This is a genomic window from Anaerolineales bacterium (assembly GCA_037382465.1).
GTDB lineage: Bacteria > Chloroflexota > Anaerolineae > Anaerolineales > E44-bin32 > WVZH01.
This window is the reverse complement of the sequence record JARRPX010000018.1, coordinates 1-14,320: the sequence shown is the minus strand read 5'-3', so window position 1 is coordinate 14,320 and position 14,320 is coordinate 1. Positions and strand designations below refer to the sequence as shown.

15 protein-coding genes are annotated in these 14,320 nt (G+C 58.3%); 6 read left to right on the top strand and 9 right to left on the bottom strand.

Annotated features, from left to right (window positions below; all coding sequences use genetic code 11):
• Positions 1 to 34: 34 nt before the first annotated feature.
• Together P8Z34_06735 and P8Z34_06730 are read left to right on the top strand one after the other, a co-directional pair.
• Positions 35 to 952 carry a thiamine pyrophosphate-dependent enzyme gene (locus tag P8Z34_06735; GenBank protein MEJ2550360.1) on the top strand — a complete coding sequence of 306 codons (918 nt, stop codon included), beginning with the start codon at positions 35 to 37 and terminating at the stop codon, positions 950 to 952.
• Positions 953 to 1,133: 181 nt separating this feature from the next.
• The gene (locus tag P8Z34_06730) at positions 1,134 to 2,354 is read left to right on the top strand and encodes a hypothetical protein (protein MEJ2550359.1); all 1,221 of its coding nucleotides are present in this window, start codon (positions 1,134 to 1,136) and stop codon (positions 2,352 to 2,354) included.
• Between the two features lie 73 nt (positions 2,355 to 2,427).
• Here P8Z34_06730 and P8Z34_06725 read toward each other — a convergent pair whose 3' ends face one another.
• The 8 genes from P8Z34_06725 to P8Z34_06690 form a co-directional block, all read right to left on the bottom strand.
• Entirely contained in the window at positions 2,428 to 3,804 is a 1,377-nt protein-coding gene (locus P8Z34_06725; GenBank protein MEJ2550358.1) for an MmgE/PrpD family protein, read from the bottom strand.
• Positions 3,805 to 3,827: 23 nt separating this feature from the next.
• A complete protein-coding gene (locus P8Z34_06720) occupies positions 3,828 to 4,946 on the bottom strand; it encodes an isocitrate/isopropylmalate dehydrogenase family protein (GenBank protein MEJ2550357.1) in 1,119 nt (372 codons plus the stop codon).
• Between the two features lie 55 nt (positions 4,947 to 5,001).
• Positions 5,002 to 5,532: a 3-isopropylmalate dehydratase small subunit gene (locus tag P8Z34_06715; GenBank protein ID MEJ2550356.1), complete on the bottom strand. Its 531-nt coding sequence runs from the start codon at positions 5,530 to 5,532 to the stop codon at positions 5,002 to 5,004.
• Positions 5,532 to 6,788 (bottom strand): 3-isopropylmalate dehydratase large subunit, encoded by a 1,257-nt coding sequence (locus P8Z34_06710; GenBank protein ID MEJ2550355.1) that lies wholly within the window; start codon positions 6,786 to 6,788, stop codon positions 5,532 to 5,534. The genes P8Z34_06715 and P8Z34_06710 overlap by 1 nt, the downstream gene beginning before the upstream one ends.
• 54 nt (positions 6,789 to 6,842) lie before the next feature.
• Entirely contained in the window at positions 6,843 to 7,382 is a 540-nt protein-coding gene (locus P8Z34_06705; GenBank protein MEJ2550354.1) for a hypothetical protein, read from the bottom strand.
• Between the two features lie 106 nt (positions 7,383 to 7,488).
• Positions 7,489 to 8,265 carry a citryl-CoA lyase gene (locus P8Z34_06700; protein ID MEJ2550353.1) on the bottom strand — a complete coding sequence of 259 codons (777 nt, stop codon included), beginning with the start codon at positions 8,263 to 8,265 and terminating at the stop codon, positions 7,489 to 7,491.
• Positions 8,262 to 9,173 (bottom strand): CoA-binding protein, encoded by a 912-nt coding sequence (locus tag P8Z34_06695; GenBank protein ID MEJ2550352.1) that lies wholly within the window; start codon positions 9,171 to 9,173, stop codon positions 8,262 to 8,264. Before P8Z34_06695 ends, P8Z34_06700 begins: the two co-directional genes overlap by 4 nt.
• Positions 9,174 to 9,204: 31 nt before the next feature.
• Entirely contained in the window at positions 9,205 to 10,746 is a 1,542-nt protein-coding gene (locus P8Z34_06690; GenBank protein ID MEJ2550351.1) for an acetate--CoA ligase family protein, read from the bottom strand.
• Positions 10,747 to 11,213: 467 nt separating this feature from the next.
• Between P8Z34_06690 and P8Z34_06685 the strand changes: the two genes are divergently transcribed.
• From P8Z34_06685 to P8Z34_06670, 4 genes are read left to right on the top strand one after another with little or no spacing between them, the layout of a single operon-like run.
• Positions 11,214 to 11,483 carry a 4Fe-4S binding protein gene (locus P8Z34_06685; protein ID MEJ2550350.1) on the top strand — a complete coding sequence of 90 codons (270 nt, stop codon included), beginning with the start codon at positions 11,214 to 11,216 and terminating at the stop codon, positions 11,481 to 11,483.
• The gene (locus P8Z34_06680) at positions 11,480 to 12,658 is read left to right on the top strand and encodes a 2-oxoacid:acceptor oxidoreductase subunit alpha (protein MEJ2550349.1); all 1,179 of its coding nucleotides are present in this window, start codon (positions 11,480 to 11,482) and stop codon (positions 12,656 to 12,658) included. The genes P8Z34_06685 and P8Z34_06680 overlap by 4 nt, the downstream gene beginning before the upstream one ends.
• Entirely contained in the window at positions 12,630 to 13,457 is an 828-nt protein-coding gene (locus tag P8Z34_06675; protein MEJ2550348.1) for a thiamine pyrophosphate-dependent enzyme, read from the top strand. The genes P8Z34_06680 and P8Z34_06675 overlap by 29 nt, the downstream gene beginning before the upstream one ends.
• A 5-nt stretch (positions 13,458 to 13,462) precedes the next feature.
• The gene (locus tag P8Z34_06670; GenBank protein ID MEJ2550347.1) at positions 13,463 to 14,002 is read left to right on the top strand and encodes a 2-oxoacid:acceptor oxidoreductase family protein; all 540 of its coding nucleotides are present in this window, start codon (positions 13,463 to 13,465) and stop codon (positions 14,000 to 14,002) included.
• Between the two features lie 33 nt (positions 14,003 to 14,035).
• Here the strand turns inward: P8Z34_06670 and P8Z34_06665 are convergent.
• The coding region (locus P8Z34_06665) for a CTP synthase (GenBank protein ID MEJ2550346.1) at positions 14,036 to 14,320 on the bottom strand (285 nt) is incomplete at its 5' end.

The window sequence follows — 14,320 nt, the reverse complement described above, 5'->3', positions numbered from 1 at the left end:
GGGTTGTGGGCATAATTCCATCTCGAGCCAGATCATGGCAGCCTGTTACGAACTCTCGATACAGCCCGAGAATGTGATCAAGATTTCCGGGATCGGCTGCTCGAGCAAGAGTCCGACATATTTCATGGGCCGTTCGCATGGTTTCAACGCCGTGCATGGACGCATGCCGTCTATCGCGACCGGCGCGTCCATCGCAAACCGGTCGCTGAAGACGATCGGAGTCTCCGGGGATGGAGACACTGCCAGCATCGGCATTGGCCAATTTATCCACTTGATGCGCCGCAACGTGCCCATGGTTTACATCATCGAAAACAACGGCGTTTATGGGCTGACCAAAGGTCAATTTTCCGCGACCGCCGATCAGGGGCAGAAGTTGAAGAAGATGGGCGTAAATCCTTTCATGCCGATCGATTTGTGCATGGAAGCGCTCATCGCCAACTGCGGTTTCGTGGCGCGATCCTTTGCGGGAGATCCCAAGCAGGTTAAGGAACTGTTGAAATCCGCGCTCAACTTCCAAGGGACAGCGGTGCTCGACATCATCAGCCCCTGTGTGACTTTCAACAATCGCGATGAATCCACGAAGAGTTATTCGTGGGGAATCGAACACGAATATCCCCTGCACGACGTCACCTGGGTTCCTTCCTACGATGAAATCGAGATGGAAATCGAACCCGGGGAAATCGTGGAAGTCGAATTGCACAACAAGTCCCGTTTGGTGCTCAAGAAGCTGGAGCACAATCACGACACTTCGGACAGGCTTGCCGCAATGCAGCTTCTCGAGGAAACCTGCTGTGCCGAAATCCTGGCTACGGGTTTGATTTACCTCAACCAGAACCAGGAGACGTTCCAATCGGTGGAAAATCTCGTCGACAAACCGCTCGCCCGGCTTCAGCAGGATGCGTTACGGCCCTCTAAAGAGGCGCTCGAAGAAATCATGGCTGACTTTCGATAGAGGTTTTCAAATCCGGCAGCGGACTTCCGGTCGAACGGAGAGTGAACGAGGCGCATCAAGCGCCTCGTTTTTCGTTTCTGGCCGCGGGTGAGGCACGAGTGTATAATTTGCTGCCACGAGGCGGGAGTACAGGCGATAAACGTTTGCGATTGAAAAGGAAGGTCGAAAAGGGAGAAAGGTCGTGTCAGAACCAATGAGTTGTTTGCAGCTTTCGATGAGAATCCTGGCCGCCATTTGTGCACTGATTTTCATCGTCACGCTGCCGTTTGGCTTGCTGGCATTCTTCAGTTCGAACGTGATCTTCAGTCCTGAAGAGCTCAGCAGTACGCTGAGCGAGAGTCTGATTGCATCCGGGGTTCTTCGGCGCAGCATTACCGAGATGCTGTCCGAGATGGAATTCGGCGACGATTTCGAAGACGATACGGAAGTCCGTCAGGCACTCAGCGATCTGTCTGCCGATGAATGGGATCGTATCATTGACCTGCTGCTGCCGGATGCCTGGATGGAAAACCAGCTCAAGGGAGCCGTCATGTCGATCCACACCTGGCTCGATGATGACCGGCTGACGCCGGGCATCGAGATCGACTTGCGGCCGATCAAAGCGCGGATGCAAGGCGAAAGCATGCTGGAAGTCATCGATTTGATCGTCGACTCCTGGCCCACGTGCACGCAGGAGCAGGTGGACCGCATGCAGCAAGCATCAGTAGAGGCGGGACACCCGGTGATTCTTTACTGCGAGCCGCCGGAACCCTTCCGGTCCGAGTTGATCGACTTCGCCACACGGCGCTTCCAGAGTTTCTTCCGTGATTTACCGGCGACCTTCTCTGCGTTCGATACTGAACAGAACGATCTGAACCTCGATGATGTGCTGCTCTTGAAGGAACGCATTCGTACGATCCGTGCTTTCACCATGGGAGGCTGGCTGCTGTCTGCCGCTCTGTTGGGGCTGATCATGATCCTGGCCATTCGTTCCTGGCGCGATGTCGCCATCTGGTGGGGTCTGCCGGTGTTGATCGCTGGTATATTGACCATCGCGCTTGGTTTTTCAGCAGGCACCGCATTCAATCGCTACTGGCAGCAGGCTTCGGTGGAGTTCCGCCAGCAATCCAGCGCGTTGTACGATTTGCTGCTGATTCCGGTAACCGCCGTGCGGGAAAAGGTCACGGGAGAAGTGATGGGAGCGGGAGTCCTCATCACCATCATGGGAATTGCGATCCTGGTTATCGGCTATCTCTTTCATCGTGCTGTGCGACCTGCGATTCCAACGTCTTCACAGAACGTAGTCTCCCCGGGATCTGTTACCCCACCTGCGTATGCGGATTCGGGAGGCTTGGAGACGACACCGGTGCCGCCGCCGGCAAACGATGAAAATGGAGAGCGTCCCTCCGGAATGTTCGGCTGAGGAACTACAAAAAACAATACGTGGCAGCCGCTCGATGGACTGCCACGTTTTTGATTCTTCGGGTTAGCCTGCCTCACACATCGGAGATGAGTAGCGTCATATAGGCTGCGATGTCCGTTGCGCGATCGACGTTCCAGGTCGCTTCGACGATTTCATCCAAACGATCATCGTTGACGATGCCTTGTGCGTTGGCCTGGAATTTTGCGGCGATTTCCTCATCGCTGAGTGGGTTCTCTGGAGCACCTTTTGCGACGTCTGTCTGGGCGGTATGGCTGCGCCCATCTTTACAGGTGATGGTCACGCGAGCACGTTTCACGCCGGGGAAGAGCGCGTCGATTTCCGGATCGGCAACGACCTTGATTTTCGGCAGCGTCGCCAGGATTGCGGGATCTTTCAATTTCTCGTCGCTGAATGAATTGGGCAGCACGTTGCCGTCCACGATCGCGGCGGCGATCACGTAGGGCAGGCTGTGATCTGCGGTCTCTTTGGTTTCGGGCTTGTATTTACTCGGATCGGACAAGATGTCGGCGCCGCGCGTCGTTGTCTCGACGAGGATTTCCGCCACCTCGTCGTGGGTGACACCAAGTGTGCTGCGCGCCTGCAGCGCTGCAGAAATTGGCTGATGGGTGAGGGCTTCGCTGGGATAGGCTTTGTAGCCGCAGCGGGTGATGATAAATTCCTCACCGAGTCCTTTGAGCAGCTCGTCCGTCTTCCATTCGACGTTGGAAATGACCTCGATCAAACCCTCTTTGCCTTCGATCACTTCCACCGGCCCTTCGTAGCCTTCGCGCGCCATGAGTGCAGCGATGACGCCGGCCTGCGCGGCCAGAGGATCGGCGGTGTTCTTCATGTTCGTCAGATGGCCGGCGACGACGCCGCCGAGGGTGAAATGCGAACTGCCGCTGATGCCGACCGCGGCGACGAGTTGGTCGAGATCGAGGTCGTACAATTTACCCGCCACCAGCGGACTGACGAACTGGGTCAGTGTGGCGTGGTGCCAGCCGACTTCACGAACGCCGGGATGGGCGGCATGACACCAGCGCATTTCCAATTCGTAGGCCAGGACGATGGCCGTCAGCGTCTCTGCCCCATTTTTTCCGTTTGCCTCCGCGGCGGACAGAGCGGCGCCGATGAGGTCGGAGGGGTGGCTGGGATCCTGCTCCCAGTAGATGTCGTTGTAATCCATCGCCCGGGTAAGCAGACAATTCATCAAGGCAGCGTTGGGGACGTTGGTGCGCAGTCCGCTGCCGATCACTGTGGCTTCGGGCGTGCCGCCGAGTTTCTCCGTGAAGCGCAGCATCGCCCGCATGTCTTCATTTCGTGTAGCCGCAAGGGCACAGCCTACGCTGTCCAGCAAGAAACGTTTGGCTTCGTGCTTCGCCGCTGCGGGAACGTCCGCATAAGTAAGATTTCGGGCGAATACTGCCATTTCACGGCTTATTGAATCCATCGTTCTTTGTCTCCTTGAAATCCTTACAGCTGCGCCACGACGGCGTTTGCAACGTCGAGCGTCGAACTGGATCCGCCCAGGTCGTAGGTGCGGATTTCTCCGGCTGCGATCACTTTACGGATGGATTGCTCCAGGCTTTCAGCCAGGTCGTTCTCACCAAGCCAATCCAACATCAATTTCACCGCAAGCAGCATCGCCGTGGGGTTGACCTTGTACTGGCCGGCGTATTTCGGGGCCGATCCATGCGTGGGTTCGAAGACCGCGAAATCGTCGCCGATGTTTCCACTTGAAGCGAAGCCCAGCCCGCCGACCAACTGCGCCGCCAGATCGGACACGATGTCCCCGAACATGTTCGACGTCACCAGGACGCCGTAATCCGTCGGGTTCTTTACCAACCACATCATCTGCGCGTCGATGTTGGTCTCCCAGAGTTTGATGTCCGGGTATTCGGCAGCGATTTCTCTCGCCTGACGGGTCATTAACCCGCTGGTTTCGCGCAGTACGTTCGGCTTCTCGACCAGGGTGACGGTGGGGTAGCCGAATTTCCGGGCAAATTCGAAGGCCTGGCGCACGATACGGGTGGCGCCGTTTTTGGTGATCACGCGCAGGCTGATGGCGATTTCGGCGCCAGGAACGCCGTCGAAACGCGACATCGCCGGGCTGAATTCCGCCATCGCGGTGCGTACTTCGTCCGGCAAGGGGTAGAATTCGACGCCACTGTATAGTCCTTCCGTGTTCTCCCGAAAGACGACCAGATCGATGTCGTCGCGGTAATTCAGGGGATTCCCCGGAAACGCCTTGCACGGTCGTAGATTGGTGTACAGGTCGAAAATCTGCCGCAGACGCACGATCGGGCTGCGGTAGGAAAATCCTTTATCCTGCAGTTCGGGGGCGAGTTCTTTGGCCGCCTCATCCTTGGGCTTGGACGTGATCGCGCCGAACAATCCACAGGTGCAATCATTTAAGATCTTGACCGTCCGTTCGGGAAGTGCTTCTCCTTCCGTACACCAGAATTTCCAGCCGATGTCGGCGGGAATGTATTCGGCGTCGAGGCCGAGCGCATCGAGTACGATACGGGCGGCGTCCATCACATCGACGCCGATGCCGTCTCCGGGCATCCAAGCAATTTGATATTTCGCCATTCAATAGTTCTCCTCAATTCAGGATCGTTGAGCGATCAACGTCAGATTACGATTATTACTCGTTGGTCGGGGGTGGGGATTTCATCTGCTCCAACCGCTGCCGGGTATAGGGCACCAGGCCGCCGGCGTCGAAGATCTTCATCACCGCTTCCGGGAGCGGCGGGAAACTGAATTCCCCGCCAGCGCAGCGGATCGAACCACTCTCGAGATCGATCTCGATGGTTTCTCCGTCTTCGATGGCGTCGACCGCTTCGGGGCAAATCAGAGCCGGAAGCGCTGCGTTGATGCAGTTGCGGTAGTAAATCCGGGCGATGCTCTTCGCCACGATCGCTCCCAGTCTGCTCTCCTTCAGGCAGGTGACGGCTTGTTCGCGTGAAGATCCGCAGCCCCAGTTCGTCCCTGCGACGATGATGTCGTTGGGACATATTTCTTTCACAAAACGCGGGTCGAGATCTTCGAGGGCATACTGCGGCATTTCTTTCGGATCGCTGACCGTATACGTGTATTTGCCCGGGAAGATGACGTCGGTATTGACGTCGTCACCGTATTTCCAAACTCGACCTCGAATGATTTTGTTTTTGGCCATCAGGATACGTCCTTCGGATGAGAAATTTCTCCCGCGACCGCCGAAGCGGCGACGACGGCGGGACTGGCGAGGTAAATTTCGCTCTCTTTCGTGCCCATACGCCCGCGGAAATTGCGGTTCGCGCTGCTGATCGTCACCTCGCCGATGGCAGGCACGCCCATGTGATTCCCCATACAGGGTCCGCATCCGGGGCTTTCGATGACCGCGCCGGCGCGCACGAAAGTTTCCAAATAACCCGCTTTAAGCGCTTCCAGGTACACCTCGGAGGAGGCGGGAATGACGATCATGCGCACACCCTTGGCGATGTGTTTTCCTTCGAGAATCGCTGCTGCAATGGCGAGATCGTCCAACCTGGCGTTGGTGCAAGTACCCAGAAAGGCCTGGTCGACGTGCGTGCCACGCAGTTCAGACAGCGGCCGGACGTTATCCACGGTATGCGGACAGGCGATCATGGGTTGAATCTGCGCCGCATCGTACTCGAGAATTCTTGCGTAGCCGGCATCATCGTCCGGAAAGACGGGCTCGTAGGTGCGTTTCGCCCGGCCTTCGAGATAAGCGAAAGTCTTCTCGTCTGCGGGAACGTAGCTGTTCTTGGCGCCCATTTCGGCCATCATGTTGGGCAGTACCTCGCGCTGGGAAATGTCGAGGGCGGCGATCGCCTCGCCGTGCCATTCGACCGATTGATAGAGCGCCGCGTCGGCGCCGTTCTCGCCGATGACGTGCAGCGCCAGATCCTTGGCGGAAACGCCTTCCACGAGACGGCCGTGTACGACGATCTTGATGCTTTCCGGAACACGCAGCCACAGTGATCCGATGGCCCAGATCGAAGCCATCTCGCTGCGGCCGATGCCGGCGCCGAAGGCGCCCATCGAACCGGCGTGCGGTGTGTGCGAATCCGATCCCAGCACGATCTCACCCGGAAGCGCCAATCCCTCTTCGACCAGCACCTGATGGCAAATCCCGCGCCCCACTTCGTAGAAGTGCGGGATGCCCTGTTCACGAACGAATTCGCGGATGATGCGGTGGTTTTCTGCGTGGGCCGTCGTAGGTGCGGGCGCGGCGTGATCGAGGAAGATGGCGTGCATCTCGGGATCGAAGACCCGCTCCGCACCCATCTTCTTGAAAATCCCGTAGATGGGCGCTGTGTTATCGTGGGAAAGCGCCACGTCCGGCGTGATCTCCACGATCTGGCCGGCGGATAGTTGTTTCGCACCGGCTTTCCTGGCTAATACCTTCTCGGCGAATGTCTGCGGCATGTTCTCTCCTACCTGCACAACACGATCATGCAATTGAGTGTTTTCTCGTGGCGCCTATTTTACGGATTTGGTCAGGTCGAAATCCGTAAAATCCGCGTGATGGAAGATAATCGATTCCGGCCGGCGGGCGAATTTGTCGCCTTCCCAGGAGTGCGTTGCGATGACGTGCATCACTGCCTCGGGAATGTCGTGTTTGAAACACAAGCCGACGCCGGTAAAAGGGTGGCGTAGGTACTGATACATGCTCGCCCATTTGTATTCGCCGTTCTCTTCGCGGAATTCGAGCAGCTTGCCGACGTCGGCCAGCAGCGCGCCGGCGATGAGCGTGTCACGATCGATGTCGTATCGCGCGCCATGCGCATCTTCGAGCACTTCTTGCATGGCGATACACAGGCGGCAGACGGTGCTCACGTGTTCGGGGAAGCTGATCTCTACGTCCTCCACCAACAGCGTGTAGGGCATGTGTTTGAGATCGTCGATGCTCCACCCGCCGATTTCCAGCGCCTCTTCCCAGACGGCGAGCGCCTTTCTTCGAAGCTCTTCATCTTCGATTTCTGAAAATTCGGGAATGAGTTCGATCAATTCGTTGGACATCTTCTTTTCCTCACTGGTGCTTTTAATATACTACCCGCAAAGACGGGCAAACGGCGCGCCAGATCCGTCAGTCTTGAAGCATTGGGATGAAGGTCGCACGGACGTTTCAATCGAGGCTTCTGGCAGGGGGGCCGTCGTATTCATGCTTTACTGGATCGATCTTGCGCATCGGACGCTCGCGTGTTTGTTCTTCGTACACGTGTGCCACCAAACCCGGAACGCGCGCCATGATAAAGAAGGCGTTGGCCAATTCGCGCGGCATGTGCAGATCGACGAGCAGGGCTGCAATGGCGCCGTCAACGTTGATGGGCAGATCTTTGCCGCCTTTCGACAACGCACCATGGATGGCAGTAATCATGGTCACGCCGTCTCCAGCGACCTTCAGTTCCTGCGCCAGGGCGAACAGTTTCTTCGTCCTGGGGTCGTCGCTGTGGATGCGGTGACCCAGGCCGGCGATACGTTTCTTCTCCTGGCGATAGCGGGCGACCAATTCACCGGCGGCATCTTCGATACTCACGTTCGAGTCTTCAGCCAGTTGGATCCCCTCTTCGAGGACGCCCATACAGTCGTAGATTGCTGCGCCGTGAAAACGGTTGATCGAAAGCACCCCCGCCGCAACGGCTGCGTTGAGTGGAGCGCCGGTCGATGCCGCAGTGCGAGCAGCGAGCGCCGAAGGCGGCGTGGCGCCGTGATCGATGGACGATACCAGCATGGCATCGAGCAGTTTTGCAACGTTCGGCGCAGGTAATTCGCCGGTCAAGGCCAGGAAAATTGCCTGCGCAAAGGTTACATTTCCCATCAATTCATCGATGCGGTAGCCGCGCAAGCGCACTTCGTTGGGTTCGATCCGGGTAATGGCAGTTTTCCAGGTATCTTCACTCATTTCATAATCCCATGTTTGATAAGGACGGATTTCGTCTCTTGCGGCAGCATCCCGAAGCCATCGACGACGTGCACGCCGACTTCGCGCAGACGATTTACCTTGCCTTCGTGCGTACCGCGCCCGCCTTCGATGATCGCGCCGGCATGGCTGAAACGTGTGCCGCTCTTCGCCGCTTTCCCGCCGATGAAGGCGACGACCGGCTTTGTGACCTCGCCGGCTTCGATCAGGTCGGCCAGACGCTCTTCCTGGGTGCCGCCGATCTCGCCGAACATCACGATGGCCTTCGTTTGCGGATCGTTCTCGAAGTGCAGGGCGACTTCCGGCAGCGGTGTTCCGACGACGACGTCGCCGCCCACGTGGACCAGAGTCGTCGCACCGATCCCTTCCTGCGCCAGGTAGTAGGCCATCGAGGAGGTGATCCCGCCGGAGCGGGAGCAGATCCCCACGGGACCCGGCATGAACCAGGCCTTGGCCGACGCCGCCCGGCCGCCGATCATGCCCAGCAAGGCCTTGCCCGGTGAAAGAACGCCGAGCGTGTTCGGCCCGACAAAGTGTGATTCTTTGCGGTGCGCGGCTTCGGCGATCTCGAGCACGTCGTAGATCGGCACGCGATCGGGGACGATGACGAGCAGTTTCACGCCGGCGTCGATCGCTTCCAGTGCGGCGTCTTTCACCAGCGGCGCCGGGATGAAGAGCACACTTACGTCGATCGGTCCAACGTTCTCCCAGGCTTCCTGGACGGTATCGAAAACAGGGACGCCTTCGACGTCCTGGCCGCCCTTGCCGGGCGTTACGCCGGCAACGACCTGGGTGCCGTATTCCTTCATCAAACGCGCCCGGGTTTTGCCTTCGCGGCCCGTAATGCCTTGCACCAGCACGCGTTTGGTTTCGTCGATCAATATGGCCATCTTAGCTCCATATCTACCACACAATGCGCTTTCACGTTGCGGAAAGCTCGTCCAGCCCGGGAATGGGCAAAGAAACGTAACCGCCGCGGTTGCCTTCGAAGAAACATTCGACCTCGCAAGCCAGGCACTCGCTGCATCCACCTTTCCTGGCTTCCTCGAGCGAAATGTTGAGCACGGGGACGCCGTCTTCCAGTTTGAGGATTCTGGGAACGCAGGTCTCGATGCAGATTTTGCTCTCGCAATCACGGCAGGCAGCGTGGTCGAAGGTGACGGTGCCCCCCGTGACGGTCTCGAATTGGTAGGGTTCCTTCGCTTCGGGAGGTTCATACCCTGAGGATATTGTATCTGCGGGTTCGGATTCCTGGATCAATGCGTCCAGCCTCTGGGCACAGAATTCCGGCGTGTCGTCTTTCCCGTAGCCCTCGATGGGCGCAGGGATGTAATCCTCGGCGCGTTCCAGAATGGCGATGGCCCTTTCTTCGGCGTTCCCGCCCAGCCGGATGACGGCAGGAACTTCGAGGGGAACCTCCATGAAGGCTTTCACCAGGCCGCGTGCGCTGTGGAACTGCTCCTGCGAGGCGACACCGGATCCGGAAGCAAAGTAGCCGTCGATTCCGGGCTGCGAGAGGATGATCCGTGCGGCTCGATAAACCTTCGATGCCGGTGGATTGCCGCTCGTGTCCACGAAGTTGGCCAGTTTGTAACCGCGGTTCAAAACCGCGTCCATGCTCATCATCGAACCGCCGCCGCCGGCGCCGTGGAAACCGATCACGCCGTTCCCGGATTGGAAATCACGCTCGAGCTGGATGAAGTAGAACGTTCCGCGGTAATCGTTCTTTTCGACCTGCCAGGCGATTCGTTCCAACGCCGTGGGCGGCCGGTCGAACTCGCGGGCGATTTCGATGCCCAGTTCCGGGTGGCGGTAAACGGCGGAGTCGTCGACCGTGATGCGGCAGTCTGCGGCTATCAACTCGCCCTCGTTTGTGAGCACAATGGGGTTGATTTCCGCAGCGCGGGCATCGTATTTGCGTGCGACGTCGTACAGCTTGGCCAGCATCCCCCCGAGCTTGAGCTGCAGTTTCTCGTGAATATCGACCTTGCGGACCAGGTCGCGGGCCTGGTGTTCGAGCAGGCCGGTGCGGATGTCCACAATCCGCCGCGAAATCGTCTCGGGATGCTCCCGGGCGATTTCTTCGATCCCGCTTCCCCCGGAGCTGCTGAAGATCATCATCGGCGCCTGCGACTGGTCGTCGATGATCACGCCGGCGTAGAATTCCCGGGCGACGTCGAGCTTCTCTTCGATCAGCACCGTATCGACGGTGAAGCCCCTGATCTGCATGCCCAGGATCTCGGCGGCCGCTTCCGCGGCGGCTTGCGCTGAATCGACGAAGCGAATGGCGCCGATGCCGGCGCGGCCGGTGACCCATGCCTGCGCTTTGACGACGACGGGACCGTTGATTTCCTCGGCCAGCGCCTGGGCTTCCTTTGCGGATTTTACGGGACCGCCTCGCGGGACGCTGATGCCGCAATTCGCGAGTAGGGATTTCCCCTGGTGTTCGTGTAAACGTGCCATACTTTTCCTTTTGCGCTCAAAGTGGAAAGATACGTGTGGGCGTTCGTAATCCGGTTCGTCTTGCCAAGAAAACAAGCCAGCAAACCGCTGGCTTGAGCGCTGCTTTTCTGCCTCCTCCGCCTCTGAATTGCACTTAATGATATAACGCTCATATCATCAATTCGATGCGATTATACATGTGCTGCGTGTAGGAATCAATTATTTTCCTCGTTTATCGCAGTGGTAGTTTGCATCCGGGTACAAAACGATTGTTTGCCGAAATAGCTGCTTCCCTACGCCAAAAGGCATGACTTTGTCCCTGACAGTTGATACTTGCCTGTAAGGTCGTTTCCGTCTACCCTTTAATATAATTCAGAAAGAGTTCGGTCCCGTACGGAACGCGGTTTGCCGTACAGTGGCAAGGCGGCAGGTTTTCTTGCGGCCCGGGAATGTGGTTTCATCGGTTTGTCGATTACCACGAGGGCACGATGAGATACTTTGCACGAGCGCCTCTCGATACGGATGAAGCAGTCGTCTCGCGAGGGATCATCTATCTGATACCTGAACGCTGCAAAGGTTGTCGGATTTGTATCCGCCTTTGTCCTCGAAATGTACTTCAAGACTCCGAGCAGGCAAACGAAAAAGGGTACCATATCCCGGAGATCGCGCCGGGAATGGAAAGCGCCTGTACGCTGTGTGGTTTCTGCGGCATGGTTTGCCCCGAGTTCGCCATATACACTGTGAAGGGGGACGATTGAGCGACAGCGTCGTACGCTCCGGTAAGCATTTCATGCACGGCGACCACGCCTGCGCCGAAGGGGCGATCGCCGCTGGCTGCACGTTTTTCGGTGGCTATCCCATCACGCCGTCGACCGAGATCGCAGAGTATCTGGCACGCCGTCTTCCCAACACGGGCGGCGTTTTCATTCAAATGGAAGACGAGCTCAGCAGCATCGCCTCCGTGCTGGGCGCGTCCGCCGCCGGCTCACGCGCTATGACGGCGACTTCCGGGCCCGGTTTCAGCCTGATGATGGAGAATCTCGGTCTGGCGATCATGCTCGAAATCCCCTGCGTTCTGGTCAACGTGATGCGCGCCGCGCCTTCGACCGGCTTGCCCACACTTCCCGGCCAGGCCGACGTGATGCAGGCCAAATGGGGGTCTCATGGGGATTACCAGATCGTGGCCTACGCGCCCAGTTCACCGCAGGAGATGTTCGATCTCACCGTGCGAGCTTTCAACGTGGCCGATCGCTACCGCACCCCGGTGATCGTTCTGGCCGACGAGGTCGTCGGGCACATGGTCGAGAAGGTGGTCATCCCGCCCGAAAACGAGATCGAACGCTGGGGACGCAAGCGGCCTAAAAAGAAGCCGGGCGAGGATTTCAAGCCTTACGCAGTCGAAGACGACGATCTGGTGCCGCCCATGGCTCACGCAGGAGAAGGATACCGGATTCATTTCACGGGCCTGACGCACGACGCACGCGGGTATCCGGACATGTCGGCCGAAGCGCACCATGCGCTCGTGACGCGTCTCAGTGACAAGATCGAGCGTAACGCCGGCGAGATCATCGTCGTTGAAGAAGAATGGCTCGATGAAGCGGAAATCGTGGTGGTTTCCTTTGGCTGCACGGCACGGTCCGCAAAGCGGGCGGTACGGGAGGCCCGGCAGGTGGGAATGCGAGTCGGTTACTTGCGGCTGGTCTCGTTGTGGCCGTTTCCCGAGCGCAGGATCAAGGAAATCGCCAGGCAGGTGAACGCATTTATCGTGGCCGAAATCAATCTGGGGCAGGTGTCCCGAGACTTGGAACGCCACGTTACGCAGAAAGTCGTCGGCGTGAATCATGCCGGCGGGAAAATGATGTCGCCCGAGGATATCTTTCGAGTGATCACGGAGGTTAGCGGTCGTGGAAACGGTCATCATCGCCGTCGATAGGCACCCGCTGGACGTCATCCTGCGGGAGGAACGCATCCCCCACATCTTTTGTCCGGGATGCGGGATCGGTATCGTCATGCGCTGCTACGCACAGGCGATCCTCGATTCCGAGATCCCCATCGATCGACATGTGGTCGTCTCGGGGATCGGCTGCTCCGGCCGCGTGGCGGGCTACATGGCAATCGATTCCTACCACACCACGCACGGCCGGGCCATCCCGTTTGCCCTGGGGATCAAACTGGCCAAACCCGAACTGAACGTGGTGGTTTTCAGCGGCGACGGAGATCTGGCCGCCATCGGTGGAAATCATCTGATCCACGCTGCACGTCGCAACGTCGACTTGACGGTGATCTGCGCAAATAATTTCAATTACGGCATGACCGGCGGCCAGGCGGGACCGACGACGCCGTATGGGGCGCGGGCGACGACGGCGCCGTACGGTAACCCCGAACACCCGTTTAACTTTCCCATGCTTTTGGCCGCGGCCGGGGCGAATTTCGTCTCGCGCTGGACGACCATGCACGCCCACCAGGTTCAGAAGGACATCCTCTACGCCTTCCGTAAACCCGGTTTTTCGTTCATCGAAGTGCTCTCGCCGTGTCCCATCGGTTACGGGAAATCGAACCAGATCGAGGATGGCCTGGAAGAGATGCTGCTTTACAAGGAACGCTGCAAGATCGATAAGAGCGTGCCTCTGGATGAGGTCGAGATCGATTTGAGCAGCAACCAGCCGATCTACGTCGGTCGATTCGTGGATCGTGACCTGCTGCCCTATCAACCCGTGCAGATCGAGGAGTGATCGATTTGAGAGAAGAGATTCGCATTTCCGGTTTCGGGGGGCAAGGTGTCGGATTGTTCGGTGTGATCCTGGGCCGGGCGCTCTCGCTCTACCAGGATTTGAACGCCGTCATGACCCAGGCCTACGGACCCGAAGCGCGGGGTGGGGCGTCGAACGCAAATCTCGTCGTCGCCGACCGGCCGATCGATTATCCCTTCGTGCAGAAGGCGGACGTGCTGGTGGCGCTCTCGCAGGAGAGCTACGCGCGCTTCCGTCCCGAAGCGCGGGAGGACGCCCTGGTGATCATCGAGAGTGACTTCGTCACACCGGAGACGGGGGATCAGACGGTCGGGATTCCGGCGACGCGTATGGCCGAAGAATTGGGCCGGCGTATCGTGATGAACGTGATCATGTTGGGATTCTTCACTGCGGTGGTGGATTTCACCGAGCGAAAGGCGGTCGAAAAGGCCATCGCCGCCACCGTACCGCCGACAACTTTAATGCTGAACAAGAAGGCTTTTTCCATGGGATATGCGCACAAGCCTGTGTGGGAGCAGGCGGCCTAGGCGCTGGGATTTCTTTGAAAAACGATGAGCCTTCTACAGGGAGTCAAGCGCGGCTTCCAGGTAGGCGGTGATCAGGGGGTGAGGAACCTCCGGCTTCGACCGATGCTGCGGCACGAACAATGTGGCGATGAAGAAGGGATGCTCCTTGAGTTCGACGATGCGCACTTCTCCGTCCGCATCGATTCCCGAAACGACCATTTCAGCGTTGAAAAAATCGTGCCGATACGCAGGGTTTAGACCGTAGCGGCAGCGGTATACCTCCGCTGCCGAGTCGGTTCCGTATGCTCTATGCGCCAATGTGTTGGGCAGTATTTCTAC

Excerpts from the sequence above, each read along its gene's own strand:
- P8Z34_06715 (MEJ2550356.1), bottom strand. The coding sequence starts at position 5,532 with ATGGCCAAAAACAAAATCATTCGAGGTCGAGTTTGGAAATACGGTGAC.
- P8Z34_06685 (MEJ2550350.1), top strand. The coding sequence starts at position 11,214 with ATGAGATACTTTGCACGAGCGCCTCTCGATACGGATGAAGCAGTCGTC.
- P8Z34_06710 (MEJ2550355.1), bottom strand. The coding sequence starts at position 6,788 with ATGCCGCAGACATTCGCCGAGAAGGTATTAGCCAGGAAAGCCGGTGCG.
- P8Z34_06725 (MEJ2550358.1), bottom strand. The coding sequence starts at position 3,804 with ATGGATTCAATAAGCCGTGAAATGGCAGTATTCGCCCGAAATCTTACT.
- P8Z34_06700 (MEJ2550353.1), bottom strand. The coding sequence starts at position 8,265 with ATGAGTGAAGATACCTGGAAAACTGCCATTACCCGGATCGAACCCAAC.
- P8Z34_06705 (MEJ2550354.1), bottom strand. The coding sequence starts at position 7,382 with ATGTCCAACGAATTGATCGAACTCATTCCCGAATTTTCAGAAATCGAA.
- P8Z34_06735 (MEJ2550360.1), top strand. The coding sequence starts at position 35 with ATGGCAGCCTGTTACGAACTCTCGATACAGCCCGAGAATGTGATCAAG.
- P8Z34_06690 (MEJ2550351.1), bottom strand. The coding sequence starts at position 10,746 with ATGGCACGTTTACACGAACACCAGGGGAAATCCCTACTCGCGAATTGC.
- P8Z34_06695 (MEJ2550352.1), bottom strand. The coding sequence starts at position 9,173 with ATGGCCATATTGATCGACGAAACCAAACGCGTGCTGGTGCAAGGCATT.
- P8Z34_06720 (MEJ2550357.1), bottom strand. The coding sequence starts at position 4,946 with ATGGCGAAATATCAAATTGCTTGGATGCCCGGAGACGGCATCGGCGTC.